Source organism: Pantoea sp. T14 (assembly GCF_036663535.1).
Taxonomy (GTDB): Bacteria; Pseudomonadota; Gammaproteobacteria; order Enterobacterales; family Enterobacteriaceae; genus Pantoea; species Pantoea phytostimulans.
Genome location: NZ_JAWUEB010000020.1, coordinates 1 through 24,712 on the forward strand (window position 1 = coordinate 1; position 24,712 = coordinate 24,712).

42 protein-coding genes and 1 rRNA gene are annotated in these 24,712 nt (G+C 48.3%); 6 read left to right on the top strand and 37 right to left on the bottom strand.

The window, feature by feature from the left end; translation table 11 throughout:
* Window positions 1-537, bottom strand: a 16S ribosomal RNA gene (locus SC127_RS08165); the annotation flags it as partial.
* Window positions 538-1,027: 490 nt separating this feature from the next.
* Here SC127_RS08165 and SC127_RS08170 point away from each other — a divergent pair.
* On the top strand, window positions 1,028-1,579 hold the full coding sequence (locus SC127_RS08170; protein ID WP_332625951.1) for a gamma carbonic anhydrase family protein: 552 nt from the start codon (window positions 1,028-1,030) through the stop codon (window positions 1,577-1,579).
* On the opposite strand, the gene SC127_RS08175 is transcribed toward SC127_RS08170, so the two are convergent.
* Genes SC127_RS08175 through dprA form a run of 6 tightly spaced genes read right to left on the bottom strand, consistent with a single transcriptional unit; the run spans window position 1,549 to window position 5,345 of the window.
* The gene (locus SC127_RS08175) at window positions 1,549-1,803 is read right to left on the bottom strand and encodes a DUF1488 domain-containing protein (RefSeq protein WP_332625952.1); all 255 of its coding nucleotides are present in this window, start codon (window positions 1,801-1,803) and stop codon (window positions 1,549-1,551) included. The genes SC127_RS08170 and SC127_RS08175 overlap by 31 nt on opposite strands.
* Window positions 1,800-2,618, bottom strand: coding sequence for a shikimate dehydrogenase (aroE, locus tag SC127_RS08180; RefSeq protein WP_243080112.1), 819 nt, complete (start codon window positions 2,616-2,618; stop codon window positions 1,800-1,802). The genes SC127_RS08175 and aroE overlap by 4 nt, the downstream gene beginning before the upstream one ends.
* Window positions 2,619-2,621: 3 nt before the next feature.
* The gene (gene tsaC, locus SC127_RS08185; RefSeq protein WP_332625953.1) at window positions 2,622-3,194 is read right to left on the bottom strand and encodes an L-threonylcarbamoyladenylate synthase type 1 TsaC; all 573 of its coding nucleotides are present in this window, start codon (window positions 3,192-3,194) and stop codon (window positions 2,622-2,624) included.
* 9 nt (window positions 3,195-3,203) lie between these two features.
* A complete protein-coding gene (locus SC127_RS08190; protein ID WP_243080110.1) occupies window positions 3,204-3,749 on the bottom strand; it encodes a DNA topoisomerase family protein in 546 nt (181 codons plus the stop codon).
* Window positions 3,750-3,775: 26 nt separating this feature from the next.
* On the bottom strand, window positions 3,776-4,249 hold the full coding sequence (gene smg, locus SC127_RS08195; protein ID WP_215845437.1) for a DUF494 family protein Smg: 474 nt from the start codon (window positions 4,247-4,249) through the stop codon (window positions 3,776-3,778).
* A complete protein-coding gene (gene dprA / locus SC127_RS08200) occupies window positions 4,221-5,345 on the bottom strand; it encodes a DNA-protecting protein DprA (RefSeq protein ID WP_243080109.1) in 1,125 nt (374 codons plus the stop codon). Before dprA ends, smg begins: the two co-directional genes overlap by 29 nt.
* Before the next feature lie 117 nt (window positions 5,346-5,462).
* Here dprA and def point away from each other — a divergent pair, with 117 nt between their 5' ends.
* From def to mscL, 5 genes are all read left to right on the top strand, one after another.
* Window positions 5,463-5,975, top strand: coding sequence for a peptide deformylase (gene def, locus SC127_RS08205; RefSeq protein WP_215845435.1), 513 nt, complete (start codon window positions 5,463-5,465; stop codon window positions 5,973-5,975).
* Between the two features lie 20 nt (window positions 5,976-5,995).
* Entirely contained in the window at window positions 5,996-6,940 is a 945-nt protein-coding gene (gene fmt / locus SC127_RS08210; RefSeq protein WP_243080108.1) for a methionyl-tRNA formyltransferase, read from the top strand.
* Between the two features lie 48 nt (window positions 6,941-6,988).
* Window positions 6,989-8,290: a 16S rRNA (cytosine(967)-C(5))-methyltransferase RsmB gene (gene rsmB / locus SC127_RS08215; protein ID WP_332625954.1), complete on the top strand. Its 1,302-nt coding sequence runs from the start codon at window positions 6,989-6,991 to the stop codon at window positions 8,288-8,290.
* A gap of 18 nt (window positions 8,291-8,308) precedes the next feature.
* Window positions 8,309-9,685 (top strand): Trk system potassium transporter TrkA, encoded by a 1,377-nt coding sequence (trkA, locus tag SC127_RS08220; protein WP_215845434.1) that lies wholly within the window; start codon window positions 8,309-8,311, stop codon window positions 9,683-9,685.
* A gap of 116 nt (window positions 9,686-9,801) precedes the next feature.
* Window positions 9,802-10,212 (top strand): large-conductance mechanosensitive channel protein MscL, encoded by a 411-nt coding sequence (mscL, locus tag SC127_RS08225; protein ID WP_243080106.1) that lies wholly within the window; start codon window positions 9,802-9,804, stop codon window positions 10,210-10,212.
* Here mscL and SC127_RS08230 read toward each other — a convergent pair.
* The 30 genes from SC127_RS08230 to rplC form a co-directional block, all read right to left on the bottom strand.
* A complete protein-coding gene (locus SC127_RS08230; protein ID WP_215845432.1) occupies window positions 10,187-10,441 on the bottom strand; it encodes an alternative ribosome-rescue factor A in 255 nt (84 codons plus the stop codon). The two genes, mscL and SC127_RS08230, sit on opposite strands and share 26 nt — an antisense overlap.
* A 50-nt stretch (window positions 10,442-10,491) precedes the next feature.
* Window positions 10,492-10,911 (bottom strand): Zn(2+)-responsive transcriptional regulator, encoded by a 420-nt coding sequence (gene zntR, locus SC127_RS08235; protein WP_215845431.1) that lies wholly within the window; start codon window positions 10,909-10,911, stop codon window positions 10,492-10,494.
* Window positions 10,912-11,280: a DUF1992 domain-containing protein gene (locus tag SC127_RS08240; protein WP_332625955.1), complete on the bottom strand. Its 369-nt coding sequence runs from the start codon at window positions 11,278-11,280 to the stop codon at window positions 10,912-10,914.
* A 97-nt stretch (window positions 11,281-11,377) separates the two neighbouring features.
* The gene (gene rplQ / locus SC127_RS08245; protein WP_215845430.1) at window positions 11,378-11,764 is read right to left on the bottom strand and encodes a 50S ribosomal protein L17; all 387 of its coding nucleotides are present in this window, start codon (window positions 11,762-11,764) and stop codon (window positions 11,378-11,380) included.
* 40 nt (window positions 11,765-11,804) lie between these two features.
* Entirely contained in the window at window positions 11,805-12,794 is a 990-nt protein-coding gene (locus tag SC127_RS08250; protein WP_007891688.1) for a DNA-directed RNA polymerase subunit alpha, read from the bottom strand.
* A gap of 25 nt (window positions 12,795-12,819) precedes the next feature.
* Window positions 12,820-13,440, bottom strand: coding sequence for a 30S ribosomal protein S4 (rpsD, locus tag SC127_RS08255; protein ID WP_215845429.1), 621 nt, complete (start codon window positions 13,438-13,440; stop codon window positions 12,820-12,822).
* A gap of 34 nt (window positions 13,441-13,474) precedes the next feature.
* Window positions 13,475-13,864 (bottom strand): 30S ribosomal protein S11, encoded by a 390-nt coding sequence (rpsK, locus tag SC127_RS08260; RefSeq protein ID WP_004160563.1) that lies wholly within the window; start codon window positions 13,862-13,864, stop codon window positions 13,475-13,477.
* 16 nt (window positions 13,865-13,880) lie between these two features.
* Window positions 13,881-14,237 (bottom strand): 30S ribosomal protein S13, encoded by a 357-nt coding sequence (rpsM, locus tag SC127_RS08265; RefSeq protein ID WP_003850176.1) that lies wholly within the window; start codon window positions 14,235-14,237, stop codon window positions 13,881-13,883.
* A gap of 146 nt (window positions 14,238-14,383) precedes the next feature.
* A complete protein-coding gene (gene rpmJ, locus SC127_RS08270) occupies window positions 14,384-14,500 on the bottom strand; it encodes a 50S ribosomal protein L36 (protein ID WP_004160566.1) in 117 nt (38 codons plus the stop codon).
* A gap of 32 nt (window positions 14,501-14,532) precedes the next feature.
* Window positions 14,533-15,864, bottom strand: a complete 1,332-nt coding sequence (gene secY, locus SC127_RS08275; RefSeq protein ID WP_003850175.1) for a preprotein translocase subunit SecY — start codon at window positions 15,862-15,864, stop codon at window positions 14,533-14,535.
* Window positions 15,865-15,871: 7 nt separating this feature from the next.
* Complete coding sequence (rplO, locus tag SC127_RS08280) at window positions 15,872-16,306, bottom strand: 50S ribosomal protein L15 (RefSeq protein WP_215845427.1); 435 nt, start codon at window positions 16,304-16,306, stop codon at window positions 15,872-15,874.
* Window positions 16,307-16,309: 3 nt separating this feature from the next.
* On the bottom strand, window positions 16,310-16,489 hold the full coding sequence (rpmD, locus tag SC127_RS08285) for a 50S ribosomal protein L30 (RefSeq protein ID WP_193405648.1): 180 nt from the start codon (window positions 16,487-16,489) through the stop codon (window positions 16,310-16,312).
* Between the two features lie 5 nt (window positions 16,490-16,494).
* Window positions 16,495-16,995 carry a 30S ribosomal protein S5 gene (gene rpsE, locus SC127_RS08290; protein ID WP_243080102.1) on the bottom strand — a complete coding sequence of 167 codons (501 nt, stop codon included), beginning with the start codon at window positions 16,993-16,995 and terminating at the stop codon, window positions 16,495-16,497.
* 14 nt (window positions 16,996-17,009) lie between these two features.
* Window positions 17,010-17,363: a 50S ribosomal protein L18 gene (gene rplR / locus SC127_RS08295; protein ID WP_003850163.1), complete on the bottom strand. Its 354-nt coding sequence runs from the start codon at window positions 17,361-17,363 to the stop codon at window positions 17,010-17,012.
* A gap of 9 nt (window positions 17,364-17,372) precedes the next feature.
* A complete protein-coding gene (gene rplF / locus SC127_RS08300) occupies window positions 17,373-17,906 on the bottom strand; it encodes a 50S ribosomal protein L6 (RefSeq protein ID WP_215845426.1) in 534 nt (177 codons plus the stop codon).
* Window positions 17,907-17,918: 12 nt separating this feature from the next.
* Window positions 17,919-18,311 (bottom strand): 30S ribosomal protein S8, encoded by a 393-nt coding sequence (gene rpsH, locus SC127_RS08305; RefSeq protein WP_243080101.1) that lies wholly within the window; start codon window positions 18,309-18,311, stop codon window positions 17,919-17,921.
* Between the two features lie 32 nt (window positions 18,312-18,343).
* A complete protein-coding gene (gene rpsN / locus SC127_RS08310; RefSeq protein ID WP_215845425.1) occupies window positions 18,344-18,649 on the bottom strand; it encodes a 30S ribosomal protein S14 in 306 nt (101 codons plus the stop codon).
* Window positions 18,650-18,663: 14 nt separating this feature from the next.
* Window positions 18,664-19,203, bottom strand: coding sequence for a 50S ribosomal protein L5 (gene rplE / locus SC127_RS08315; RefSeq protein WP_003850155.1), 540 nt, complete (start codon window positions 19,201-19,203; stop codon window positions 18,664-18,666).
* A 14-nt stretch (window positions 19,204-19,217) separates the two neighbouring features.
* Entirely contained in the window at window positions 19,218-19,532 is a 315-nt protein-coding gene (gene rplX, locus SC127_RS08320) for a 50S ribosomal protein L24 (protein WP_243080100.1), read from the bottom strand.
* Between the two features lie 10 nt (window positions 19,533-19,542).
* Complete coding sequence (gene rplN, locus SC127_RS08325; RefSeq protein WP_006120590.1) at window positions 19,543-19,914, bottom strand: 50S ribosomal protein L14; 372 nt, start codon at window positions 19,912-19,914, stop codon at window positions 19,543-19,545.
* A gap of 168 nt (window positions 19,915-20,082) precedes the next feature.
* Window positions 20,083-20,337: a 30S ribosomal protein S17 gene (gene rpsQ, locus SC127_RS08330; protein WP_067427355.1), complete on the bottom strand. Its 255-nt coding sequence runs from the start codon at window positions 20,335-20,337 to the stop codon at window positions 20,083-20,085.
* A complete protein-coding gene (rpmC, locus tag SC127_RS08335) occupies window positions 20,337-20,528 on the bottom strand; it encodes a 50S ribosomal protein L29 (RefSeq protein ID WP_003850146.1) in 192 nt (63 codons plus the stop codon). Before rpmC ends, rpsQ begins: the two co-directional genes overlap by 1 nt.
* Window positions 20,528-20,938: a 50S ribosomal protein L16 gene (rplP, locus tag SC127_RS08340; protein WP_008927134.1), complete on the bottom strand. Its 411-nt coding sequence runs from the start codon at window positions 20,936-20,938 to the stop codon at window positions 20,528-20,530. Before rplP ends, rpmC begins: the two co-directional genes overlap by 1 nt.
* 12 nt (window positions 20,939-20,950) lie before the next feature.
* A complete protein-coding gene (gene rpsC, locus SC127_RS08345) occupies window positions 20,951-21,649 on the bottom strand; it encodes a 30S ribosomal protein S3 (RefSeq protein ID WP_215845423.1) in 699 nt (232 codons plus the stop codon).
* A 17-nt stretch (window positions 21,650-21,666) separates the two neighbouring features.
* Entirely contained in the window at window positions 21,667-21,999 is a 333-nt protein-coding gene (gene rplV, locus SC127_RS08350; RefSeq protein ID WP_046289651.1) for a 50S ribosomal protein L22, read from the bottom strand.
* Window positions 22,000-22,012: 13 nt separating this feature from the next.
* On the bottom strand, window positions 22,013-22,291 hold the full coding sequence (gene rpsS / locus SC127_RS08355; RefSeq protein ID WP_001138115.1) for a 30S ribosomal protein S19: 279 nt from the start codon (window positions 22,289-22,291) through the stop codon (window positions 22,013-22,015).
* A 16-nt stretch (window positions 22,292-22,307) separates the two neighbouring features.
* A complete protein-coding gene (rplB, locus tag SC127_RS08360) occupies window positions 22,308-23,129 on the bottom strand; it encodes a 50S ribosomal protein L2 (RefSeq protein ID WP_215845422.1) in 822 nt (273 codons plus the stop codon).
* 17 nt (window positions 23,130-23,146) lie between these two features.
* Window positions 23,147-23,449 (bottom strand): 50S ribosomal protein L23, encoded by a 303-nt coding sequence (rplW, locus tag SC127_RS08365; protein WP_215845421.1) that lies wholly within the window; start codon window positions 23,447-23,449, stop codon window positions 23,147-23,149.
* Window positions 23,446-24,051 carry a 50S ribosomal protein L4 gene (gene rplD, locus SC127_RS08370; protein ID WP_243080099.1) on the bottom strand — a complete coding sequence of 202 codons (606 nt, stop codon included), beginning with the start codon at window positions 24,049-24,051 and terminating at the stop codon, window positions 23,446-23,448. Before rplD ends, rplW begins: the two co-directional genes overlap by 4 nt.
* A gap of 10 nt (window positions 24,052-24,061) precedes the next feature.
* Window positions 24,062-24,691, bottom strand: coding sequence for a 50S ribosomal protein L3 (gene rplC / locus SC127_RS08375; protein ID WP_243080098.1), 630 nt, complete (start codon window positions 24,689-24,691; stop codon window positions 24,062-24,064).
* Between the last annotated feature and the right edge of the window lie 21 nt (window positions 24,692-24,712).

Here is a 24,712-nt window from a genome sequence, read left to right on the forward strand (position 1 = left end):
CGTATTACCGCGGCTGCTGGCACGGAGTTAGCCGGTGCTTCTTCTGCGGGTAACGTCAATCGACGCGGTTATTAACCGCATCGCCTTCCTCCCCGCTGAAAGTACTTTACAACCCGAAGGCCTTCTTCATACACGCGGCATGGCTGCATCAGGCTTGCGCCCATTGTGCAATATTCCCCACTGCTGCCTCCCGTAGGAGTCTGGACCGTGTCTCAGTTCCAGTGTGGCTGGTCATCCTCTCAGACCAGCTAGGGATCGTCGCCTAGGTGGGCCATTACCCCGCCTACTAGCTAATCCCATCTGGGCACATCCGATGGTGTGAGGCCCGAAGGTCCCCCACTTTGGTCTTGCGACGTTATGCGGTATTAGCTACCGTTTCCAGTAGTTATCCCCCTCCATCGGGCAGTTTCCCAGACATTACTCACCCGTCCGCCACTCGTCACCCGGAGAGCAAGCTCTCCTGTGCTACCGTCCGACTTGCATGTGTTAGGCCTGCCGCCAGCGTTCAATCTGAGCCATGATCAAACTCTTCAATTTAAGTTTGATTTGCTTAAACAAGTTAAGCGGTGCTCATCTGTAAAACGTCATAATGAATTTCATTATGTGTTCACTCGTGAGGCTTGATATTTTTTACGTCCGGAGACGCTGATATCCATCCTGCGAGTGCCCACACAGATTGTCTGATAAATTGTTAAAGAGCAGTGCGAACAGCGGCTTAGCCGGTCTGTCGCGAGGTGGCGTATATTACGCTTCTCTCCTTCAGAGTCAACCCCTTTTTCAGAAGTTTTCTCCGGCGACCCAGTTTCCTGTGTCTCCTGAACCGCCATCCCGTTGCCGGTTTGCCGTGTCAGTGGAGGCGCATTATAGGGATCCAATTTCTTAGCACAAGCCTTTTTCTGGATCTTTTTTCTAAGTGGCGAGAAAACATTCATATTGATGAGATCGTCATCGATCTCAGGCAGAATCCCCTTGCCTGACGCTCAAAATCACACCAGGCTGCAAAGAAACTAAGTAAAGGAGAGCTTTTATGTCATCAGCCTTACGTCCTTACAAACGCCTTTATCCACAGCTGGGCCAGCGCGTAATGATAGATCCGACCAGCGTTGTCGTTGGGGATGTCATCATGTCGGATGATGTTAGTATTTGGCCCTTGGTTGCTATTCGTGGAGATGTGAATCAAGTGCGTATTGGTGCCCGTACTAACATACAGGACGGCAGCGTTCTGCACGTCACTCATAAATCAGCATCAAATCCCGAAGGTTACCCTCTAATAATTGGTGAAGATGTCACGGTTGGGCATAAAGCAATGCTGCATGGCTGCACTATAGGTAATCGTGTTTTGGTTGGGATGGGGTCTATTTTGTTGGATGCGGTCGTTGTAGAAGATGATGTGATGATTGGTGCAGGAAGCTTGGTGCCTCCAGGTAAACGTCTCGAAAGCGGTTATCTATATTTAGGAAGTCCGGTAAAACAGATTCGACCGCTTAACAAAAAGGAAATTGAAGGGCTGCTGTATTCGGCTAATAATTATGTCGGATGGAAAGATGACTATTTGACAGAAAGCCAAACCCAACCCTGAACATCAACTTCATCTCGACGAATACAGCGTTCGGCTTCTTCTTCCAGATCCCAGCGGTGGTTGCTAAAAAGCGTCATCGCTTCCTCGTCGCCAAACCGTTGATGTAACGCCTCTGTATAGATGGCACAGGTCAGCCCCATGCCATTAACTAATACAGGAAAACAAATAGCGTTTAAATTCGGATCGAGATGCTCTCGATCGGGAAATTGAATCGCCTGATTCATAGCTCTAGCTCTCTTTTCAAAGATTCAATTACTGGCGCGGTATCAGGCATAACGCCATGCCATAAATGAAAGGCATGTGCCGCTTGTCCCACCAGCATGCCCAGACCGTCGGCTAAATGAAGTGCACCAAACTGTTGGCACCAATATAAGAACGGCGTTTGCCCAGACTGATAAAACATGTCATAGCAGCGTAAGCTGGGATGCACTAACGAAACAGGTAAGGGTGGAGTTTGCCCATCAACGCCACTAGACGTAGCATTAATGATGAGTTCGAACGCTTTGCCTTCTAATTCATCAAAGCTACAAGTATTGATTGCACCGCTGTGTTTAAAGAGATTTGCTAATTCATCTGCTCGCGAGCGCGTACGATTAGTCACGGTTAATGCAATGCCCAAAGAAAGTAAGGGTAGAATTACGCCACGTGCAGCGCCGCCTGCCCCGACCAGAAGAACTCTGTCTCCCGGCTTAATCATCGAGAGACGTTCGAGATCGCTCAATAAACCAATACCATCAGTATTGTCGCCGAGGATAGTGCCATCTTTGCGCTTCTTTAATGTATTCACTGCGCCGGAAAGGGCTGCCCGCTCGCTAAGCTCGTCTGCCAATTTCCACGCCTGCTGCTTAAAAGGCAGGGTGACATTTGCCCCTACGCCTTCTTGAGCAAAGAACTCAGCGATTTCCTGCGGAAATCCATCTAGCGGAGCACAAATACGGCCGTAGCGATGCTCTATGCCCGTCTGTTGGGCAAAGGCTTGGTGAATGAATGGCGACTTACTGTGGCTAACAGGGTTACCAAAAACAGCATAGTTATTCATAAATTATCCCTGTCGTATGAGATCACCGGTGATGACGTCGCGAATTTCGGAAGGATTTTGCCTCCCACCGGTTAATCCCGGGAGGACAGGAAAGTCATTACCAAACTGCAATTTTACTTCTTCTATTGTGCGGCAAGGCGGTTGCCCCGAAAGATTAGCGCTGGTTGAAACTAAAGGTTTACCAAATGCGCGGCATAATGCTTGTACATCAGGATGATCACTGACTCGTATCGCCAATGTATCAAATTTTCCCGTTAACCAACGGGGAGTATGCGGCGGAGCCGGCACAACAAATGTTACTGGTCCAGGCCAGCAGGCAAACATCCGCTCTCGCTGGATGACTGAAAGCTCTCGATCGGACACATAGGGTTCTAATTGCGCATATTCAGAAGCAATCAGGATCAACCCTTTTTCGACGGGTCTTTGTTTAAGAGCTAATAACGCCATTACTGCACTTTCATGATCCGGATCGCACCCCAGCCCAAAAACAGCTTCAGTAGGATAGGCGATTACGGCGTGACGTTTAAGGTGACCTACGCAATCATTTAACGAAGTAGAAAGATCTTGGTTATGCATGTTGAACTCTTAATTCTCTTGAGCGATAGCTTTGCCGCAACTTTTACTGGCACAGAACAGCTTTACGCCCTGCGCAGTTTTTTTCTCAACTAATAAAGGAAACTGGCAATATGGACACACGCCTGCAATTGGGGTGAGATTTACTGCAAATTGACAGGCCGGATAACGATCGCAGGCATGAAACGTTTTGCCGAAGCGCGATCGGCGCTGTACAAGCTTGCCTTTCTGACACTGAGGACAATCAATCGTAGTCTCATCTGGTTTGTCGATGGTTTCCGTATAAGCGCATTCGGGATAATGGCTGCAACCGATAAACATACCGTAGCGCCCTTGGCGCAGCACTTTATCTGCTCCACAATCCGGGCAAGCATGCCCCTCCAACACTTTAACGATATGGCCATCAGCCTGATTTTTCAGTGGGCGGATATAATCGCAAGCAGGATAATTTGCGCAGCCAAGAAAAGGTCCATGTTTGCCAGAACGAATAACAAGTTCTGCCCCGCAAGCGGGGCAGGGATCCTGTTTTCGCACAGCGAAGAGTGCAGTTTTACTCATAACGATAGAGATGTATGAAAAGGAATTTAATGCAGCATACCTTCATTGACGTCGAATAGCAGTTCTTCCATCTGCTGATAAGCGTTTTCACATCCAGGTATATTAAATAAAACCATTAATATTACCCACTTAAGGTCCTCAAGATCGAAGTCTGGAGTATCAAGCGCCATGACACGTTCAATGACCATTTCACGTGTTTCCAAATTCAAAACTTGAATTTGTTCCAAAAATAATAGGAAACCACGGCTTTCAGCATCTAAACGTTTGCTCTCTTCATCTGTATAGATACGCATGGAGAGCGGATCATTTGTCAGTAAAATTGGCGCAACCAGCCCTTCTTGATAGTCCGCCAACTTCTCTAACCAGTTCAACGCATTATAAATATCTTCACGATGAAAACCGGCATCCGTCAAGTCATCTGTCAATCTGTCCTGATCAACACCCATTTCTGCTTCGTTGTGGATATATGTCTCAAACAAGTACATGAGTACGTCGAACATGGCATGCCCTCCTCAATCGGACATAGCCGCCGGGTACAGCTGCGATCCATCCTGCTAACTCCAGTTCCAGCAACTGAGCTGAGATAACTGGCACAGGTTGGCCGGCACGTTCAGCGACAACGTCAACAGGTGTAACCTCATCACCTACGTTAGCCAACACATCGGCAAATGGCAATGGAGCATGAACATTGTCATCACAATATATTTCATCTGATTTTGTAACAGGTAACCAGTTAAGCGCACTGCCCAAATCTTCGAGAATATTATTGGGGTGCGCCACTAACATTGCGCCTTGTTGGATTAGCCAATTTGTACCTTCGCTGCTGGGATTACCCAATGACCCGGGCAAAGCATAGACGTTACGATTTTGCTCAAGGGCATAACGTGCGGTAACAAGTGAACCGCTCTTGAGTGAGGCTTCAACCACTAACACACCTTGGCTCAGGCCACTGATAATACGATTACGTCGAGGGAAATGGGTGGCGTTAGGTGGTGCATTTAGCGGGAATTCTGAGATAATCGCCCCACCTTTTTCTACGATTTCTTCAGCGAGTGCGAAATGAGATTTCGGATAGAGGTGCTTCAAACCGCTACCCAATACTGCCACCGTTTTGCCTTCGACATTAAGTGCAGCATGATGTGCAACGCCATCAATGCCACGGGCTAACCCACTCGTTATAGTCAAACCACTTAACGCCAATTGTTGAGTAAACCATTCGCACCAGTGTCGTCCATAATGTGAGCAATTACGGCTCCCGACCACAGCCAACTGCGGTGTATTTAGAGCTGCAGGATCGCCCTTGATATAAATAAGCGGCGGGAAGCGATCAGTCTCAGTAAGCAAAGCGGGGTAATGGTCATCAAGCGCCGTAAGGAGATGGTGTTTGCGATGACTGGCGAGCCATGCCTGTAGCTCTTTGAAATTAGCCTGCTGGAAACTATTGAATTGTTGTCGTTGGCGCTCATCAAATTTAAGCTGAGACAAATGTTTAGCGACATCACCCCCGCTTAAAAGCAGGTTTGCGGCTTCAAGCCAACGCTTACCAACCATTCCGCTAACAGCGGCTAATTGTAGACATAACGCCATCTTTTCCATTTTTTAGCATCCATTTTCGCTGAGGCTTCCTGCGGTGGAATGCTGTCAATCATGCCCCAAAAAGTCTACAATATGAGGTAGTAATCTTTACTTAACCGAATACAGATCTGGAAATTTATGTCAGTTTTGCAGGTATTACATTTCCCTGACGAGCGTCTGCGCAAAATCGCCGCGCCAGTTAAAGAAGTTAACGCAGATATTCAGCGTATCGTGGATGATATGTTTGAAACGATGTACGCCGAAGAAGGCATTGGGCTGGCCGCTACGCAAGTCGATATTCATCAACGCATCATAGTGATTGATGTTTCTGAAAGCCGTGAAGAACGCTTGGTGCTGATTAATCCCGAGTTGCTGGAAAAAAGTGGCGAAACGGGAATTGAAGAAGGTTGTCTCTCTATACCCGATCAACGCGCTTTCGTACCGCGTGCTGAGCGTGTAAAAATTCGTGCGCTCGATCGCGATGGTAATAGCTTTGAGCTGGAAACCGGTGATTTGTTGGCAATCTGTATCCAGCATGAAATTGATCACCTGGACGGCAAACTTTTTATTGATTATCTGTCGCCGTTGAAGCGTCAGCGAATCAAAATGAAATTAGAGAAGCTGGCGCGTCAAAACACGCGAGAATCTTAAGCTCTTTAGAAGGGATAAATGTGTCTGCCCCATTAAAAATAATCTTCGCTGGCACACCTGACTTTGCAGCGCGTCATCTTGACGCGCTGCTCGCTTCTGAGCATCAGGTAGTGGCTGTATTTACACAGCCCGATCGCCCTGCAGGCCGCGGTAATAAATTGACGCCTAGTCCGGTAAAGGTTTTGGCTCAGTCAAACGACATTCCAGTCTTCCAACCTAAATCATTACGCCCTGAAGAGAGTCAGCAGTTGGTTGCCAATCTTCAGGCAGATATTATGGTTGTCGTTGCCTATGGTTTGATCCTGCCAAAAGCGGTTCTTGATATGCCACGATTAGGATGCATTAACGTGCACGGCTCGCTACTCCCTCGCTGGCGTGGTGCAGCACCCATTCAGCGTGCGCTGTGGGCTGGAGATAACGAAACGGGTGTCACTATCATGCAGATGGATGTCGGCCTGGATACCGGCGATATGCTGTATAAGCTTGCCTGCCCTGTCACCGCTGAAGATACCAGTGCAACGCTTTATAACAAACTTGCACAGCTTGGGCCGCAAGGATTACTGGATACGCTGTCGCAGCTTGCTGATGGCCGTGCGCATCCAGAAAAGCAGGATGAAGCATTAGCCAATTATGCAGAGAAATTGAGTAAAGAAGAGGCGCGTCTTAACTGGCAGCTCCCCGCGATGCAACTTGAGCGCTGCATTCGCGCTTTCAATCCATGGCCAATGAGTTTTTTCAACATTGATGATCAGCCAATTAAAGTCTGGCAAGCAAGCGTGCTTCCGCATGCTGATAAGCAACCCGGTGAAATCATCCAGGCTGATAAGCAAGGTATACAAATAGCAACAGCAGAGGGCGTGCTCAATTTGCTCCAGCTTCAACCTGCTGGGAAAAAGCCAATGTCTGCACAAGATCTTCTCAACTCGCGCCGTGAATGGTTTGAACCTGGAACTATTCTGGCCTGACCCTTTAGCCCGGTAATCACCGGGCTTTTTGTTTGATGACAAAAACCTATGAACAAAAATACCAATCTACGTAGCCTTTCAGCCCAGCTTATCGAACGTGTTGTCGACAAAGGTGAATCACTCAATACCGTATTGCCTCAGGCACAAAAAAAACTGTCCGATAAAGACAGCGCACTAGTGCAAGAAATTTGCTTCGGTGTACTACGCACTTTGCCACAGCTTGAAGCCTTGATTGGTAAATTAATGGAACGCCCCCTGACGGGTAAACAACGCGTTTTACATTATTTGATCATGGTTGGATTGTATCAATTACTCTACACACGCATACCTGCTCACGCTGTTTTGGCAGAAACTGTTGCGGGTGCAGAAGTTTTAAAACGCGGTAGCTTGAAAGGCTTATTAAATGGCGTGCTTCGCCAGTTTCAGCGACAGCAGGATGCATTGCTTGCCAGTATAAAAGAGGGTCCACAGCGCTACCTCCATCCTGGATGGCTACTGAAGCGTTTGCAAATTGCCTGGCCTACACAATGGCAACAAATTGTTGAAGCAAACAACGTTCGTCCGCCAATGTGGCTACGCGTAAACCAGCAACATCATTCTCGTGATAGCTGGCTTGCTTTATTAGCTGAAACTCAAAAAACAGCCTTTATAGATGCTGAAGTGCCTGAGGCTTTGCGACTCGAATCCCCTACGTCTGTGACCCAACTGCCAGGCTTCGATCAAGGCTGGGTAACAGTTCAAGATGTTTCAGCTCAACGCTGCGCTTTATTGCTTGAGCCTAAAAATGATGAATACATTCTCGATCTCTGTGCAGCACCGGGTGGAAAAACCACTCATATTTTAGAAATCGCACCTGAAGCTCGGGTGCTTGCAGTGGATATTGATGCACAGCGTCTGGTGCGCGTGCATGAAAATTTACAACGGCTAGGGATGAAGGCTGAAGTGAAGCAAGGCGATGGTCGCTCTCCCCAAGATTGGTGTGGCGATGAACTGTTTGATCGCATTTTACTTGATGCGCCTTGTTCAGCGACTGGTGTCATTCGTCGACATCCAGATATTAAGTGGCTGCGCCGCGAACGCGATATTGCCGAACTAGCCAAACTTCAATCTGAGATCATTGAAGCTATTTGGCCCCAGCTCAAACCCGGCGGAACGCTATTGTATGCGACATGTTCCATACTCCCGGATGAAAATCAGCTGCAGATAAGCGCATTTCTGGAACGCCATAATGATGCTGTCGCGTGCTCACTTTTTGGTGCGCCTGAAACAGGCTTGCAAGTATTTCCAACTGTCGATGGTGGCGATGGTTTCTTCTACGCTAAGCTTGTGAAGAAACCTGAGGTAAATTGAAATGAGCATTCTTAATCGATGAAAATCATTATTCTTGGTGCCGGTCAGGTAGGTGGCACACTGGCAGAGAACCTGGTCGGCGAAAATAACGACATAACGGTAGTTGATACCGATTCAACGCGTCTACGTCAGTTACAAGATAAGTTTGATCTGCGTGTTGTTCAGGGCCATGGTTCTCATCCGCGTATTTTGCGCGAAGCCGGTGCCGAGGATGCTGACATGTTGGTTGCTGTCACTAACTCTGACGAGACCAATATGGTTGCCTGCCAAATCGCCTATTCACTTTTCAATACGCCTAACCGTATTGCCCGTATCCGTGCTGCTGATTATTTGCGTGATGCGGATAAATTATTTATTCCAGAAGCCGTGCCCATTGACCACCTTATCTCTCCAGAGCAATTAGTGATCGATAATATTTATCGATTAATTCAGTATCCTGGCGCACTGCAAGTCGTTAATTTTGCTGAAGGGAAAGTGAGTCTTGCCGTAGTAAAAGCTTACTATGGTGGGCCTTTAGTCGGGAATCCACTTTCTATCCTACGCGAACATATGCCGCACATTGATACGCGTGTCGCCGCCATTTTTCGTCAGGATCGCCCTATCCGCCCGCAAGGTTCAACCATTGTAGAAGCGGGCGATGAAGTGTTTTTTATAGCGGCCAGTCAAAATATTCGTGCTGTTATGAGCGAAATGCAGCGGCTCGAAAAGCCTTATAAACGCATCATGCTTGTTGGTGGTGGAAACATTGGTTTTGGTTTAGCCCAAAGACTTGAGAAAAATTACAGCGTCAAATTAATAGAGCGCAATCCACAACGCGCTGCAGAACTGGCAGAGCGTCTTGAGGATACGATCGTGTTTTATGGTGATGCTTCTGACCAAGAGTTGCTGGCAGAAGAACATGTTGAACAAGTTGACTTGTTTATCGCTGTTACCAATGACGATGAAGCTAATATCATGTCTGCGATGCTCGCGAAAAAGATGGGCGCGAAGAAAGTCATGGTGTTGATACAACGTCGTGCTTATGTCGATTTAGTGCAAGGAAGCGTTATTGATATTGCGATATCACCACAGCAAGCAACTATATCTGCCCTGCTGGGCCATGTGCGCAAAGCTGATATCGTAGGCGTTTCATCTTTACGCCGTGGTATTGCCGAGGCAATAGAAGCCATAGCCCACGGTGATGAAACAACATCACGTGTCGTTGGGCGTCCAATTGATGATATTAAACTGCCACCTGGTACTATTATTGGTGCCATAGTACGTGGCGATGATGTCATGATTGCTAATGACAATCTGCGTATAGAACAAGGCGATCATGTCATCATGTTTTTGACAGATAAAAAGTTTGTTCCTGATGTTGAACGGCTATTCCAGCCTAGCCCTTTCTTTTTATAGAAGAAATGAACGTTAAAATACTAACTCAAGATAATTCTGCTAATTGCGCATCGATGATGGCAAATACAGGAAGCTTTGTTAGACTTTAGGTCATTGGCCAGGGCAAGGAGAGAAGAATGAGTTTATTCAAAGAGTTTCGTGATTTTGCAATGCGTGGAAACGTGGTTGATCTCGCGGTAGGTGTGATCATCGGTGCAGCATTCGGCAAAATCGTTTCATCTTTAGTCGCAAACATAATTATGCCACCACTAGGATTGCTGATTGGTGGCGTTGATTTTAAATCATTTAGCTGGGTGCTCAAACCTGCAGAAGGAGAGACGCCGGCAGTAATAATGCAGTACGGTATTTTCATTCAGACAGTTTTTGATTTCATTATTGTTGCCTTCGCGATTTTTATGGCTATTAAATTGATGAACAAACTGCACAAGAAAAAAGAAGTTGAAAAACCAGCTGCAAAACCGAGTAATGAAGAGGTTCTGCTCACTGAGATTCGTGATTTGCTTAAACAGCAAAATACAAAAATCTAAAATAGGCCGCCAACGAGGCGGCTTTTTTATAGTTTAAAGAAGGGCAGTGATAAATTTTGGATTTATCACTGCCCTCCCAAATATTTTCCTTATTCGATTTTTCTTTGCGCTTAAAGCTGCCTTTCCCTTTACGCTGTTGCACAATACGTTGACGGTACAGCGGATCGTGAAGCAATGCTTCAATAGCATTGTCTCTAATTATCCCTTTGGTATGTTTATAACCACTCATATATTCTCCTGTAATGTATTCCTGTTTTGTATCTCGCAATGTAACACAGCCTAACTTTCATTCAACACTGGACCACGTTCTAACGCTTCCAGAATTGAGCAGGCAACACTTGTATGACTATCACCGCAACATGCTTCTGATAAATGAAGGAGCGATTGCTGCATTACTTTTAACTCAGCCATCATTTTATTAACTTCATTAAGCCTTTTTTCAACTATGGCTTTTGATTCCTGGCAGGTGTGTTTAGCAGGTTCGACTCGAATAGAAAGCAACTCTCTGATTGATTCGAGGCTAAAACCTAATTGGCGGCCATAGCGAATAAATTTTAAACGTTGAAGATCGCTACTGCTATAAAGTCTAAAACCACCCTCCGTTCGAATCTCATGATCCATCATATGTTGCTTCTCGTAAAAGCGAATCGTATCTGGCGTAACATCCGCTAGCTTTGCAAGCTGACCGATACGGTACATTTAATTTTCCCCCAAGCGTTGGCGAATGGATTTTCCATATTCGCTATGAAGAAAGTCTGTATTCATTCCCGCTTGATGAAGTTTAAATTCTAGCAACATTAGGTGTTTACAATGATTTGAATATTGAGGATCTTCAGGATCGAGTTGCTGGAGAAGATCGTTGATTTCTATAGCCTGACGGCGTATTTCAAGTTCTGGCGGTAAAAAGCCTGAATTTTTAAGCAGCCGATAGCCCGCTCGGAGTTCTGAAGGTACGTGACTGTCATCATCGAGCTTGAGAGGTTTACCCTCCCCGGGAAGATGACTAAGTTCACCTTTATCCTGTGCTGCTTTTATATGCTGCTCAGCAAGTTGATCGAGTAACCACATAAGTGCCTCCAAAATCGCATGATGATCAGAATAGTTAATTTGCTTAACGATAGGCAATAAAAAACCCGCCGAAGCGGGTTCTTTACGTTGCTACAGATTACTCTGCAACAGCTTCTGCTTGAGCTTCTGGACGATCAACCAGCTCGATGTATGCCATCGGAGCGTTGTCACCAGCGCGGAAGCCACACTTCAGAATACGAGTGTAACCACCGGCACGGCTCGCGAAACGCGGGCCCAGTTCATTAAACAGTTTTGCCACGATCTCGTTATCACGAGTACGGGCGAATGCCAGACGACGATTAGCTACGTTGTCGGTCTTGGCAAGAGTAATCAGCGGCTCAACTACGCGGCGCAACTCTTTGGCTTTCGGCAGAGTCGTCTTGATGATCTCATGACGAACCAAAGAGCCAGCCATGTTGCGAAACATAGCCTGACGATGGCTGCTGTTGCGGTTCAGTTGACGACCACTCTTACGATGGCGCATGACCTTATCCTTCTCAGTGAAACCTTAACCTGTGATCCGGTTATTCATCAGCAATGCTTGCCGGCGGCCAATTCTCGAGGCGCATGCCCAAAGAAAGACCACGTGAGGCGAGCACATCTTTAATCTCAGTAAGAGATTTTTTACCCAGGTTAGGCGTTTTAAGCAGCTCAACCTCAGTACGCTGTACCAGATCACCGATGTAGTGGATAGCTTCTGCCTTAAGGCAGTTAGCAGAGCGGACAGTCAATTCCAAATCATCAACTGGGCGCAGCAAGATCGGATCGAATTCTGGTTTCTCTTCTTTAACTTCTGGCTGACGTACATCACGTAAGTCAACAAAAGCTTCAAGTTGTTCAGCCAGGATGGTAGCTGCACGACGAATCGCCTCTTCAGGATCGATTGTGCCGTTAGTCTCCATTTCGATGACCAGCTTATCCAAATCAGTACGTTGTTCTACACGCGCTGCTTCAACATTGTAGGCGATACGGTCTACAGGGCTATAGCATGCGTCAACCAACAGACGGCCGATTGGGCGCTCATCTTCTTCCGAATGAATTCGGGCAGAAGCCGGCACATAACCACGTCCACGCTGAACTTTGATACGCATGCTAATAGATGCGTTCTCATCGGTCAGATGACAGATTACATGCTGAGGCTTGACGATTTCGACATCACCATCATGGGTGATGTCGGCTGCAGTCACAGGGCCAATGCCAGATTTATTCAGCGTTAAGATAACTTCATCTTTCCCCTGAACTCTTACCGCCAGCCCTTTCAGGTTGAGCAGGATTTCCAGGATATCTTCCTGTACGCCCTCTTTGGTGCTGTACTCATGCAGTACACCATCAATTTCAACCTCGGTCACCGCGCAACCCGGCATGGAAGAAAGCAGAATACGGCGCAGTGCGTTACCAAGAGTATGGCCAAAGCCACGCTCTAACGGCTCAAGGGTCACCTTGGCGTGCGTCGAACTCACTTGCTCGATATCTACCAGGCGCGGTTTTAGAAACTCTGTCACAGAACCCTGCATTGTGTCCTCTCTTTGGTACTAAGCTTTACTTGGAGTAAAGCTCGACGATCAGGTGTTCGTTAATGTCCGCAGACAGATCAGTACGCTCAGGAATACGCTTGAACACACCTTCCATCTTAGTCGCATCAACTTCCAGCCAGGTTGGCTTTTCACGCTGCTCAGCCAGCTCCAGAGCGGCCTTCACGCGAGATTGCTTTTTGGCTTTCTCACGGATGCTAACAACATCATTCGGAGATACCTGATAAGAAGCGATGTTAACAACGCGGCCATTTACCAAAATAGACTTGTGGCTTACCAACTGACGTGATTCTGCACGCGTTGCACCAAAGCCCATACGATAAACTACGTTGTCCAGACGGCCTTCCAGCAGAGCCAACAGGTTTTCACCGGTGTTGCCTTTCAGACGTGCTGCTTCTTTATAGTAGTTACGGAACTGACGCTCAAGAACACCGTAGATACGACGAACTTTTTGCTTTTCACGTAACTGACCGCCGTAGTCAGACAGACGCGGTTTACGCGCACCATGCTGGCCAGGGGCTTGTTCAATTTTACACTTGGTGTCAATCGCGCGAACGCCAGACTTAAGGAATAAGTCAGTGCCCTCACGACGGCTCAGCTTGAGCTTAGGACCCAAATATCTTGCCATTTTCTTTCTCCAACTATCCTAAAAAACGAGGGCGTTATACGCGACGTTTTTTCGGCGGACGACAACCGTTATGAGGGATAGGAGTCACATCAGTAATATTAGTGATGCGGAAACCAGCGGCGTTCAGAGCACGAATAGTTGATTCGCGACCCGGACCCGGACCCTTAACCATAACTTCCAGGTTCTTAATACCGTAATCTTTTACCGCTTCTGCACAGCGCTCTGCAGCGACCTGAGCAGCAAACGGAGTAGATTTACGTGAACCGCGGAAACCGGAACCACCGGCGGTTGCCCAACCCAATGCGTTACCCTGACGATCAGTAATAGTAACGATGGTGTTGTTAAAAGAAGCATGGACATGAGCCACGCCATCTGAGACTTGTTTTCTTACACGCTTGCGTGCACGAACTGGTGCCTTTGCCATTATTTACTCACCCCGATTATTTCTTGATCGGTTTACGCGGACCCTTACGGGTACGTGCGTTGGTCTTAGTACGCTGACCGCGAACCGGCAGACCACGACGATGGCGCAAACCACGATAGCAACCAAGGTCCATAAGACGCTTGATGCTCAGGGTGATTTCACGGCGCAGATCACCTTCTACAACGAATTTAGCAACTGCATCACGCAGCTGATCAATTTGTTCTTCAGACAGCTCACTGATCTTAACATTTTCAGCAATACCCGTTGAAGCGCAGATGGCTTTTGAACGAGTCTTACCGATACCGAAGATCGAAGTTAATGCGATAACGGTATGTTTTTGATCAGGAATGTTAATGCCTGCTATACGGGCCACTATGCACTCCTATTATTAAATAAGCACGTCCCATGCTGAAAAGCCCGTTTTCAGGATACTCAAATGGCAACGTACTGACATACAAAAGATTGGCTGGCTAATCTAGCCAGCTCAACCCGACTTTGCAAGAAAAATATGTGACAATATCAGCCTTGGCGCTGTTTATGCTTTGGCTCGGCACTGCAGATCACACGAACGACACCGTCGCGACGAATGATTTTGCAGTTACGACATAATTTCTTGACGGAAGCACGAACTTTCATTTTTACTCTCCGTAACTTCTCAACCACCTGAATTAACGGCCATAGCCCTTCAGGTTAGCTTTCTTCAGTGCAGACTCGTACTGACTTGACATCATTAAAGTTTGCACTTGAGCCATAAAGTCCATGATGACGACCACTACGATGAGCAGTGACGTACCGCCAAAGTAGAAGGGGACCTTCATCGCATCACGCATGAACTCCGGGATAAGGCAGATAAAAGTAATATACAGAGCGCCAATTAAGGTCAAACGTGTCATTACTTTATCGATGTACTTCGCCGTTTGCTCTCCCGGACGAATTCCCGGTACGAATGCACCAGACTTCTTCAGGTTATCTGCTGTTTCACGTGGGTTGAAAACCAACGCCGTGTAGAAGAAACAGAAGAAGATGATTGCAGTCGCATAGAGTAGCACATAAAGCGGCTGTCCTGGTTGCAAATACAGCGAAATAGTTGTCAGCCAGTTCCAACCGGTCCCGCCCCCAAACCACGATGCAATCGTTGCCGGGAACAGAATAATGCTGGAAGCAAAAATAGCTGGGATTACGCCCGCCATATTCACTTTCAACGGTAAATGTGTGCTCTGTGCAGCGTATACACGACGACCTTGTTGACGTTTTGCATAGTTCACCACAATGCGGCGTTGACCACGCTCAACGAAAATAACAAAGAAGGTCACTGCAAATACAAGAACTGCAACCAACAGCAACAGAAGGAAGTGCAGGTCACCTTGCCGCGCTTGCTCGATGGTATGGCCAATGGCCGGCGGTAAACCCGCAACAATACCTGCGAAGATAATGATCGAAATACCGTTACCGATACCCCGTTCAGTAATCTGTTCGCCTAGCCACATCAAGAACATCGTTCCTGAGACCAGACTCACAACAGCGGTAAAATAGAAGGCAAAGCCCGGATTCATCACCAGGCCCTGCATTCCAGGCATATTCGGCAAACCGGTAGCAATACCAATCGACTGAAATATGGCTAATACCAACGTACCGTAACGAGTGTACTGACTAATCTTACGACGGCCAGCCTCCCCTTCCTTCTTAATTTCCGCTAACGCTGGATGAACCACCGTCAATAACTGGATGATTATCGATGCCGAAATATACGGCATGATACCCAGTGCGAAAATAGAAGCACGGCTAAGAGCACCACCAGAGAACATGTTAAACATTTCAATGATGGTGCCACGCTGTTGTTCAAGCAGTTTGGCAAGTACAGTGGCATCAATACCGGGGATTGGAATAAAAGAGCCAATACGGAAGACAATCAGTGCACCGATAACAAACAAAAGTCTGCGTTTCAGTTCACCAAAGCCGCCTTTGGCGCTTTGAAAATCTAATCCCGGTTGTTTAGCCATCTGCTACTTATTCCTCAATTTTACCGCCAGCAGCTTCGATTGCAGCACGAGCACCTTTAGTGACACGTAAACCGCGAATCGTTACCGGTGTAGAAACTTCACCAGACAGAATTACTTTTACGAATTCAATCTGCACACCGACAATGTTGGCCGCTTTCAGCGTGTTCAGGTCTACGATACCGCCTTCAACTTTCGCCAGATCAGACAGACGAATCTCTGTGGTGATCATTGATTTGCGAGAGGTGAAGCCGAATTTCGGCAGACGACGGTACAGAGGCATCTGACCGCCTTCAAAACCGCGACGTACGCCACCGCCAGAACGTGAGTTCTGACCTTTGTGACCACGACCACCGGTTTTACCGAGGCCAGAACCAATACCACGACCTAAACGCTTAGGTGCGTGCTTAGACCCGTCGGCCGGAGACAGAGTATTTAAACGCATCTCTTACTCCTCCACTTTAACCATATAGGAAACCGCGTTAACCATACCGCGTACAGCAGGCGTATCTTCACGCTCAACGGTGTGGCCAATACGACGCAGACCCAGGCCAACCAGTGTGGCTTTATGCTTAGGCAAACGGCCAATTGCACTGCGGGTTTGAGTGATTTTAATAGTGTTAGCCATCGTGATTACCCCAGAATTTCTTCAACGGATTTACCACGCTTGGCAGCGACCATTTCCGGAGAATTCATATTGCCCAGGCCATCAATCGTTGCACGAACCACGTTAATCGGGTTGGTGGAACCATATGCTTTAGCCAGAACGTTATGTACTCCAGCGACTTCCAGGACGGCGCGCATTGCACCACCGGCGATGATACCGGTACCTTGAGAAGCCGGCTGCATGAACACGCGGGAACCCGTGTGAGCACCTTTAACAGGGTGCTGCAGAGTGCCGTTGGTCAGCGCGACGTTAATCATATTGCGACGGGCTTTCTCCATCGCTTTCTGGATCGCTGCTGGAACTTCACGCGCTTTACCGTAACCAAAACCAACGCGGCCGTTACCATCACCCACTACAGTCAGTGCGGTGAAGGAAAAAATACGACCACCTTTTACAGTTTTAGAAACACGGTTTACCGCGATCAGTTTTTCCTGCAGTTCGCCAGCTTGTTTCTCGATGTGTGCCATCTTAGACCTCTACCTTAGAACTGAAGGCCAGCTTCACGAGCAGCATCTGCCAGTGCCTGGACGCGACCATGATATTGGAAACCGGAACGGTCGAAAGAAACACCAGTGATGCCTTTTTCGATTGCGCGTTCTGCAATAGCTTTACCTACAGCAGCTGCGGCTTCTTTATTACCGGTATACTTCAGTTGTTCAGTGATAGCTTTTTCTACAGTAGAAGCAGCGACCAGAACTTCGGAACCGTTCGGGGCGATTACCTGTGCGTAAATGTGACGCGGGGTACGATGTACCACCAGGCGAGTAGCACCCAGCTCTTTGAGCTTGCGACGTGCACGGGTCGCACGACGGATACGAGCAGATTTCTTATCCATAGTGTTACCTTACTTCTTCTTAGCCTCTTTGGTACGCACGACTTCGTCGGCGTAACGGACACCCTTGCCTTTATAAGGCTCAGGACGACGGTAGGCGCGCAAGTCAGCTGCAACCTGGCCGATCAACTGTTTATCTGCACCTTTCAGTACGATTTCAGTCTGAGTCGGACACTCTGCAGTGATACCCGCGGGCAGCTGGTGATCTACTGGATGAGAAAAACCCAGAGACAGGTTAACTACGTTGCCTTTAATGGCAGCACGATAACCTACACCAACCAGCTGCAGCTTCTTAGTGAAGCCTTCGGTAACACCGATAACCATTCCGTTAAGCAGCGCGCGAGAAGTACCCGCTTGCGCCCAGCCATCAACGAAACCTTCGCGTGGAGCGAAAGTAAGAGCGTTGTCAGCATGCTTAACTTCAACAGCATCATTGATAGTACGAGTCAGCTCGCCGTTTTTACCTTTAATCGAAATTACCTGACCGTTGAGTTTTACCTCTACGCCGGCAGGAACAACGACAGGTGCTTTAGCAACACGAGACATAGTATCCTCCGATTACGCTACGTAGCAGATAATTTCGCCACCAAGACCAGCTTGGCGCGCTGCACGATCAGTCATGACACCTTTAGATGTAGAAACTACAGCGATGCCCATACCAGCCATTACCTTTGGCAGCTCATCTTTTTTCTTATAGATGCGCAGACCAGGACGGCTTACTCGCTGAATGCTTTCTACAACAGCTTTTCCCTGGAAATACTTAAGAGTAAGTTCCAGTTCCTGCTTGATGTCGCCTTCGATTTTAAAATCTTCAATATAGCCTTCTTCTTTCAGCACGTTGGCAATTGCCAATTTCAGCTTGGAAGAGGGCATGATGACCGCAACTTTGTTTGCGGCCTGACCGTTACGGATACGGGTCAGCATATCCGCGATCGGATCTTGCATGCTCATCTGTGTTACTCCCGTGATTCAATTGGTGACAATTACCAGCTAGCCTTTTTAAGACCCGGGATTTCACCGCGCATTGCGGCTTCACGGACCTTGATACGGCTCAACCCAAACTTCCGCAGGAAACCGTGCGGACGACCTGTTTGACGGCAGCGGTTACGCTGACGTGAAGGGCTGGAATCACGCGGCAGACTCTGCAGCTTCAGAACAGCATCCCAACGATCTTCGTCGGAAGCGTTCACATCAGAAATGATCGCTTTCAGTTCAGCGCGTTTTGCGAAGAATTTGTCTGCTAAATTCGCACGCTTAACTTCGCGTGCTTTCATAGATTGCTTAGCCATTAAGTAACCCTACCTTACTTACGGAACGGGAAGTCAAAGGCAGCCAGCAGAGCACGGCCTTCATCATCAGATTTCGCAGTAGTGGTAATGGTGATATCCAAACCACGAACGCGATCGACTTTGTCGTAGTCGATTTCTGGGAAGATGATCTGCTCACGTACACCCATGCTGTAGTTGCCACGACCATCGAATGACTTAGCGGACAGGCCACGGAAGTCACGGATACGTGGAACAGCAATGGTGACCAGACGCTCAAAGAACTCCCACATGCGTTCGCCACGCAGAGTTACTTTACAGCCGATCGGATAGCCCTGACGGATTTTGAAGCCTGCAACTGATTTGCGTGCTTTGGTGACTAACGGCTTTTGGCCGGAGATTGCTGCCAAGTCAGCTGCTGCGTTATCCAGCAGTTTCTTGTCAGCGATCGCTTCACCTACACCCATGTTCAGGGTGATCTTCTCGACCCGAGGGACTTGCATGACAGAATTGTAGCCAAACTCTGTCATGAGTTTCTGGACTACTTCGTCTTTGTAGTAATCATGCAGTTTCGCCATCGTACTACTCCAAATTACTTGATAGTTTCGCTATTAGATTTAAAGAAACGGACTTTTTTGCCGTCTTCGAATCTAAAGCCTACACGGTCTGCCTTGCCAGTTGCCGTATTGAACAGTGCAACGTTAGAAACCTGCACTGCAGCTTCCTTTTCAACGATGCCACCTGGTTGGTTCAGAGCCGGAACCGGCTTCTGATGTTTCTTCACCAGGTTGATACCTTCAATAATGACCTTGCCAGAAGACAGGACATTCTTAACTTTACCGCGCTTACCTTTATCTTTACCGGTTAACACGATAACTTCGTCGTTACGACGGATTTTAGCTGCCATTGTTCGCTCCTTAGAGTACTTCTGGTGCCAGAGAGATAATTTTCATGAACTTTTCAGTACGAAGTTCACGAGTTACCGGCCCAAAAATACGCGTACCGATAGGCTGCTCACTGTTATTGTTTAAAATAACGCATGCATTACCATCGAAGCGAATGACAGAACCGTCCGGGCGACGAACACCCTTCCTGGTGCGCACCACTACCGCCTTCAGGACATCACCTTTTTTCACCTTACCACGCGGAATTGCTTCCTTGATGGTAACTTTGATGATATCGCCGACGCCTGCGTAGCGACGGTGCGAGCCACCCAGAACCTTGATACACATTACGCGACGTGCACCGGAGTTGTCGGCGACGTTCAGCATAGTCTGTTCTTGGATCATTTTAGTGCTCCGCTAATGTCAACTACTACTTCGGGACCTAGACCTCAGGTCGTTAGAAAGCCCCATAATTGAGGGCGCGGCATTATAACACCGGTTCTCGCAGATGGGTAGAAAAAATGAACGGCTCTTGCGAGCCGTTCATCAGATTTTTAAAGAGGGCGAATTCTATTACAGAATCGCTTTCTCTACAACGCGAACCAGCGTCCAAGACTTAGTCTTAGACAGTGGACGGCATTCGCGGATTTCAACCACGTCACCGATACCACATTCGTTGTTCTCGTCATGGATGTGCAGCTTGGTCGTACGCTTAATGAATTTACCGTAAATTGGGTGCTTCACGAAACGTTCGATAGCGACAACTGCAGATTTCTGCATTTTGTCACTGATCACACGACCTTGCAGAGTACGGATTTTATCGGTCATTACGAACCCGCCTTCTCAGTCAGTAAAGTCTTAACGCGTGCAACATCACGGCGAACTTGCTTCAGCAGATGGGTCTGCTGCAGCTGGCCAGATGCTGCCTGCATGCGCAGGTTAAATTGCTCACGCAGCAGATTAAGCAGCTCAGTGTTCAGCTCTTCAACGCTTTTTTCACGCAGCTCAGTTGCTTTCATTACATCACCGTCTTAGTTACAAAGGTGGTTTTGATAGGCAGTTTTGCTGCTGCCAGCTTGAATGCTTCACGGGCCAGCTCTTCTGGTACGCCGTCCATTTCATACAGGACTTTACCAGGCTGGATCAGGGCAACCCAATACTCAACGTTACCCTTACCTTTACCCATACGCACTTCCAGCGGCTTCTCGGTGATCGGTTTGTCCGGGAATACACGGATCCAGATCTTACCTTGACGCTTAACTGCACGGGTCATAGCACGACGTGCTGCTTCGATCTGACGAGCAGTCAGACGACCACGGCCAACAGCTTTCAGACCGAAAGTACCGAAGCTGACATCCGTACCGGCAGCCAGACCGCGGTTACGGCCTTTGTGCACTTTACGGAATTTCGTACGCTTTGGTTGTAACATCAGCGACTCTCCTTACTTACGGCCTTTACGCTGCTGCTTTTTAGGTTGAGCAGCCGGTTCCGGTTGTTCAACAGCAGCCATACCACCCAGGATCTCACCTTTGAAGATCCATACCTTAACGCCGATTACACCATAAGTGGTGTGCGCTTCTGAGGTGTTGTAGTCGATGTCAGCACGCAGAGTGTGCAACGGCACGCGACCTTCACGGTACCATTCGGTACGTGCGATCTCGGCGCCGCCCAGACGGCCGCTAACTTCAACTTTAATACCTTTCGCGCCCAGACGCATGGCGTTCTGAACAGCACGCTTCATCGCACGACGGAACATCACACGACGCTCCAGCTGTGAAGTGATGCTGTCAGCTACCAGTTTCGCGTCCAGTTCCGGTTTACGGACTTCGGCGATGTTGATCTGTGCAGGAACGCCAGCGAGTTTCGCGACGACCGTGCGCAGTTTTTCAACGTCTTCACCTTTCTTACCGATAACGATGCCCGGACGAGCAGTGTGAATAGTCACACGGATGCTCTTCGCTGGACGCTCGATAACGATACGAGATACAGACGCTTTAGCCAGTTCTTTAGTCAGGAACTGACGTACTTTAAAATCGCTGTCCAGGTTGTCAGCGAATTCTTTGGTGTTCGCAAACCAAGTAGAGTTCCATGGTTTTACAATACCCAGGCGAATACCATTAGGATGTACTTTCTGACCCATTGCTAGTCTCCAGAGTCTCAGCGATCGGACACAACCACAGTGATGTGGCTGGTGCGCTTCAGGATGCGATCTGCACGACCTTTGGCACGCGGCATAATGCGTTTCATGGTCGGACCTTCATCAACGAAAATTTTCGTGATTTTCAGATCGTCGATATCAGCGCCATCGTTGTGTTCAGCGTTAGCAATGGCAGATTCCAAGACTTTTTTGACCAATACAGCAGCTTTCTTATTGGTGTAGGTCAAAATATCCAGAGCCTGCGACACTTTCTTACCGCGAATCAGGTCAGCCACCAGGCGTACCTTCTGAGCAGAAGAACGAGCATGGCGATGTTGAGCAATAGTTTCCATCTCTTCCTCCTACTTATTTCTTCTTGGCTTTTTTATCAGCCGCGTGACCGCGATAAGTACGTGTCGGCGCGAATTCACCCAATTTGTGACCAACCATTTCGTCGGAAACAAAGACAGGAACGTGCTGACGACCATTATGGACAGCGATGGTCAAACCGATCATGTTAGGAAAGATCGTTGAACGACGGGACCAAGTGCGCAAAGGCTTCTTGTCACCGCTTTCCACCGCTTTCTCTACCTTCTTCAGCAAGTGCAGGTCAATAAAAGGACCTTTCTTGAGAGAACGTGGCATGGCTTATCCTCTAATATTATTTGCTACGGCGACGTACGATAAATTTATCGGTACGCTTGTTGCTACGGGTCTTCTTACCTTTGGTCTGAACGCCCCACGGAGTTACCGGGTGCTTACCAAAGTTACGACCTTCACCACCACCGTGCGGGTGATCAACTGGGTTCATCGCGGTACCACGAACGGTCGGACGAATACCACGCCAACGGGTTGCACCGGCTTTACCCAGAACGCGCAGCATATGCTCAGCGTTACCGACTTCGCCCAGAGTTGCGCGGCAGTCAGATTCGACTTTACGCATTTCACCTGAACGCAGACGCAGGGTCACGTAGGAACCTTCACGCGCAACGATCTGCACGTAAGCACCAGCAGAGCGAGCAATCTGACCGCCTTTGCCTGGTTTCATTTCTACGTTATGAACGGTAGAACCTACTGGGATGTTACGCATCGGCAGGGTATTACCTGCTTTGATCGCAGCATCAACGCCAGATTGAATCTGGTCGCCAGCTTTCAGGCCTTTAGGGGCCAGGATATAACGGCGCTCGCCGTCTTTGTACAGAACCAGTGCGATGTTCGCAGAGCGGTTCGGATCGTACTCAAGACGTTCAACAACTGCCGGGATACCATCTTTGTTGCGTTTGAAGTCAACCAGACGGTATGCCTGCTTATGACCACCACCGATGTGACGGGTAGTGATACGACCGTTGTTGTTGCGGCCACCGGATTTGCTGTTTTTTTCCAGCAACGGGGCAAACGGCTTGCCCTTGTGCAGCTCTGGGTTCACCACTTTAACAACGTGACGACGACCCGGAGATGTCGGTTTACATTTAACAACTGCCATTGTCTTTCTCCTCCGACTTACTCAGCGCCGCCGACGAAGTCCAGATTCTGGCCTTCCTTCAGGGTGACGTAAGCTTTTTTCCAGTCGCTACGACGACCGATACGCTGTCCGTGACGCTTAACTTTACCTTTAACAACTAAGGTGTTTACGTCTTTAACTTCTACTTCGAACAGTTTCTCAACAGCAGCAAAAATCTCTGCTTTAGTCGCGTCTTTAGCTACTTTGAGTACGATGGTATTGGTTTTTTCCATCGCGCTAGATGCTTTTTCAGATACATGCGGCGCGCGCAGTACTTTCAGCAGACGTTCTTCACGGATCATGCCAGCATCTCCTCAACTTGCTTAACTGCATCAGCAGTCATAACGACTTTGTCGAAGGCGATCAGGCTAACTGGATCGATACCTGCTGCATCACGCACGTCAACCTTGTACAGGTTACGCGCAGCCAGGAACAGATTCTCATCCAGTTCACCGGTGATGATCAACACGTCTTCCAGCGCCATGTCTTTCAGTTTCTGTACCAGCAGCTTGGTTTTCGGTGCTTCTACAGCAAATGATTCGACAACGATCAGACGATCTTGACGTACCAGTTCGGACAGGATGCTTTTCAGCGCGCCGCGGTACATCTTTTTATTAACTTTTTGACTGTGATCCTGCGGCTTCGCAGCGAAAGTCACACCACCTGAACGCCAGATTGGGCTCTTAACAGAACCTGCACGAGCACGGCCGGTGCCTTTCTGACGCCAAGGCTTTTTGCCTGAACCGGTTACTTCTGCGCGAGTTTTCTGCGCGCGAGTACCCTGGCGGGCGCCTGATGCGTAAGCAACAACAACCTGGTGAACCAGCGCTTCGTTAAAATCACGACCGAAGGTAGTTTCGGAAACAGTCAGCGCGCTCTGCGCGTCTTTCAATACTAATTCCATTGCTATCCCCTTACGCCTTCACAGCTGGTTTAACAATCAGGTCGCTACCGGTCGCACCGGGAACTGCACCTTTAACCAGCAGCAGGTTGCGCTCAGCGTCAACACGTACTACATCCAGGCTCTGAACGGTTACGCGCTCGTTACCCAGCTGACCTGCCATCTTCTTGCCTTTGAACACTTTGCCCGGAGTCTGGTTCTGACCGATTGAACCCGGAACGCGGTGTGACAAGGAGTTACCGTGAGTAGCGTCCTGGGTACGGAAGTTCCAGCGCTTAACGGTACCAGCGAAACCTTTACCTTTAGAGGTGCCAGTTACGTCAACTTTTTTAACTTCAGCGAAAATCTCAACGCTGATGCTCTGACCTACAGAAAACTCTTCACCTTCAGCGGTGCGGAATTCCCACAGGCCACGGCCAGCTTCTACGCCAGCTTTAGCAAAATGACCAGCTTCAGGTTTGTTCACACGGTTTGCTTTTTTAGCACCGGTGGTAACCTGAATTGCCTGGTAACCATCGTTCTGCAGGGCTTTAACCTGAGTAACGCGGTTCGCTTCAACTTCGATTACGGTGACGGGGATAGATACGCCATCTTCAGTGAAGATGCGGGTCATGCCCACTTTTTTACCGACTAAACCAATCATTGTTTCAACCTCTCAATCGCT

What these genes read in the sequence shown, in the direction of transcription:
- SC127_RS08170 (WP_332625951.1), top strand. Translation starts at nt 1,028, where the DNA reads ATGTCATCAGCCTTACGTCCTTACAAACGCCTTTATCCACAGCTGGGC.
- SC127_RS08175 (WP_332625952.1), bottom strand. Translation starts at nt 1,803, where the DNA reads ATGAATCAGGCGATTCAATTTCCCGATCGAGAGCATCTCGATCCGAAT.
- aroE (WP_243080112.1), bottom strand. Translation starts at nt 2,618, where the DNA reads ATGAATAACTATGCTGTTTTTGGTAACCCTGTTAGCCACAGTAAGTCG.
- tsaC (WP_332625953.1), bottom strand. Translation starts at nt 3,194, where the DNA reads ATGCATAACCAAGATCTTTCTACTTCGTTAAATGATTGCGTAGGTCAC.
- SC127_RS08190 (WP_243080110.1), bottom strand. Translation starts at nt 3,749, where the DNA reads ATGAGTAAAACTGCACTCTTCGCTGTGCGAAAACAGGATCCCTGCCCC.
- smg (WP_215845437.1), bottom strand. Translation starts at nt 4,249, where the DNA reads ATGTTCGACGTACTCATGTACTTGTTTGAGACATATATCCACAACGAA.
- dprA (WP_243080109.1), bottom strand. Translation starts at nt 5,345, where the DNA reads ATGGAAAAGATGGCGTTATGTCTACAATTAGCCGCTGTTAGCGGAATG.
- def (WP_215845435.1), top strand. Translation starts at nt 5,463, where the DNA reads ATGTCAGTTTTGCAGGTATTACATTTCCCTGACGAGCGTCTGCGCAAA.
- rsmB (WP_332625954.1), top strand. Translation starts at nt 6,989, where the DNA reads ATGAACAAAAATACCAATCTACGTAGCCTTTCAGCCCAGCTTATCGAA.
- trkA (WP_215845434.1), top strand. Translation starts at nt 8,309, where the DNA reads ATGAAAATCATTATTCTTGGTGCCGGTCAGGTAGGTGGCACACTGGCA.
- mscL (WP_243080106.1), top strand. Translation starts at nt 9,802, where the DNA reads ATGAGTTTATTCAAAGAGTTTCGTGATTTTGCAATGCGTGGAAACGTG.
- SC127_RS08230 (WP_215845432.1), bottom strand. Translation starts at nt 10,441, where the DNA reads ATGAGTGGTTATAAACATACCAAAGGGATAATTAGAGACAATGCTATT.
- zntR (WP_215845431.1), bottom strand. Translation starts at nt 10,911, where the DNA reads ATGTACCGTATCGGTCAGCTTGCAAAGCTAGCGGATGTTACGCCAGAT.
- SC127_RS08240 (WP_332625955.1), bottom strand. Translation starts at nt 11,280, where the DNA reads ATGTGGTTACTCGATCAACTTGCTGAGCAGCATATAAAAGCAGCACAG.
- rplQ (WP_215845430.1), bottom strand. Translation starts at nt 11,764, where the DNA reads ATGCGCCATCGTAAGAGTGGTCGTCAACTGAACCGCAACAGCAGCCAT.
- SC127_RS08250 (WP_007891688.1), bottom strand. Translation starts at nt 12,794, where the DNA reads ATGCAGGGTTCTGTGACAGAGTTTCTAAAACCGCGCCTGGTAGATATC.
- rpsD (WP_215845429.1), bottom strand. Translation starts at nt 13,440, where the DNA reads ATGGCAAGATATTTGGGTCCTAAGCTCAAGCTGAGCCGTCGTGAGGGC.
- rpsK (WP_004160563.1), bottom strand. Translation starts at nt 13,864, where the DNA reads ATGGCAAAGGCACCAGTTCGTGCACGCAAGCGTGTAAGAAAACAAGTC.
- rpmJ (WP_004160566.1), bottom strand. Translation starts at nt 14,500, where the DNA reads ATGAAAGTTCGTGCTTCCGTCAAGAAATTATGTCGTAACTGCAAAATC.
- secY (WP_003850175.1), bottom strand. Translation starts at nt 15,864, where the DNA reads ATGGCTAAACAACCGGGATTAGATTTTCAAAGCGCCAAAGGCGGCTTT.
- rplO (WP_215845427.1), bottom strand. Translation starts at nt 16,306, where the DNA reads ATGCGTTTAAATACTCTGTCTCCGGCCGACGGGTCTAAGCACGCACCT.
- rpmD (WP_193405648.1), bottom strand. Translation starts at nt 16,489, where the DNA reads ATGGCTAACACTATTAAAATCACTCAAACCCGCAGTGCAATTGGCCGT.
- rpsE (WP_243080102.1), bottom strand. Translation starts at nt 16,995, where the DNA reads ATGGCACACATCGAGAAACAAGCTGGCGAACTGCAGGAAAAACTGATC.
- rplR (WP_003850163.1), bottom strand. Translation starts at nt 17,363, where the DNA reads ATGGATAAGAAATCTGCTCGTATCCGTCGTGCGACCCGTGCACGTCGC.
- rplF (WP_215845426.1), bottom strand. Translation starts at nt 17,906, where the DNA reads ATGTCTCGTGTTGCTAAAGCACCTGTCGTTGTTCCTGCCGGCGTAGAG.
- rpsH (WP_243080101.1), bottom strand. Translation starts at nt 18,311, where the DNA reads ATGAGCATGCAAGATCCGATCGCGGATATGCTGACCCGTATCCGTAAC.
- rpsN (WP_215845425.1), bottom strand. Translation starts at nt 18,649, where the DNA reads ATGGCTAAGCAATCTATGAAAGCACGCGAAGTTAAGCGTGCGAATTTA.
- rplE (WP_003850155.1), bottom strand. Translation starts at nt 19,203, where the DNA reads ATGGCGAAACTGCATGATTACTACAAAGACGAAGTAGTCCAGAAACTC.
- rplX (WP_243080100.1), bottom strand. Translation starts at nt 19,532, where the DNA reads ATGGCAGCTAAAATCCGTCGTAACGACGAAGTTATCGTGTTAACCGGT.
- rplN (WP_006120590.1), bottom strand. Translation starts at nt 19,914, where the DNA reads ATGATCCAAGAACAGACTATGCTGAACGTCGCCGACAACTCCGGTGCA.
- rpsQ (WP_067427355.1), bottom strand. Translation starts at nt 20,337, where the DNA reads ATGACCGATAAAATCCGTACTCTGCAAGGTCGTGTGATCAGTGACAAA.
- rpmC (WP_003850146.1), bottom strand. Translation starts at nt 20,528, where the DNA reads ATGAAAGCAACTGAGCTGCGTGAAAAAAGCGTTGAAGAGCTGAACACT.
- rplP (WP_008927134.1), bottom strand. Translation starts at nt 20,938, where the DNA reads ATGTTACAACCAAAGCGTACGAAATTCCGTAAAGTGCACAAAGGCCGT.
- rpsC (WP_215845423.1), bottom strand. Translation starts at nt 21,649, where the DNA reads ATGGGTCAGAAAGTACATCCTAATGGTATTCGCCTGGGTATTGTAAAA.
- rplV (WP_046289651.1), bottom strand. Translation starts at nt 21,999, where the DNA reads ATGGAAACTATTGCTCAACATCGCCATGCTCGTTCTTCTGCTCAGAAG.
- rpsS (WP_001138115.1), bottom strand. Translation starts at nt 22,291, where the DNA reads ATGCCACGTTCTCTCAAGAAAGGTCCTTTTATTGACCTGCACTTGCTG.
- rplB (WP_215845422.1), bottom strand. Translation starts at nt 23,129, where the DNA reads ATGGCAGTTGTTAAATGTAAACCGACATCTCCGGGTCGTCGTCACGTT.
- rplW (WP_215845421.1), bottom strand. Translation starts at nt 23,449, where the DNA reads ATGATCCGTGAAGAACGTCTGCTGAAAGTACTGCGCGCGCCGCATGTA.
- rplD (WP_243080099.1), bottom strand. Translation starts at nt 24,051, where the DNA reads ATGGAATTAGTATTGAAAGACGCGCAGAGCGCGCTGACTGTTTCCGAA.
- rplC (WP_243080098.1), bottom strand. Translation starts at nt 24,691, where the DNA reads ATGATTGGTTTAGTCGGTAAAAAAGTGGGCATGACCCGCATCTTCACT.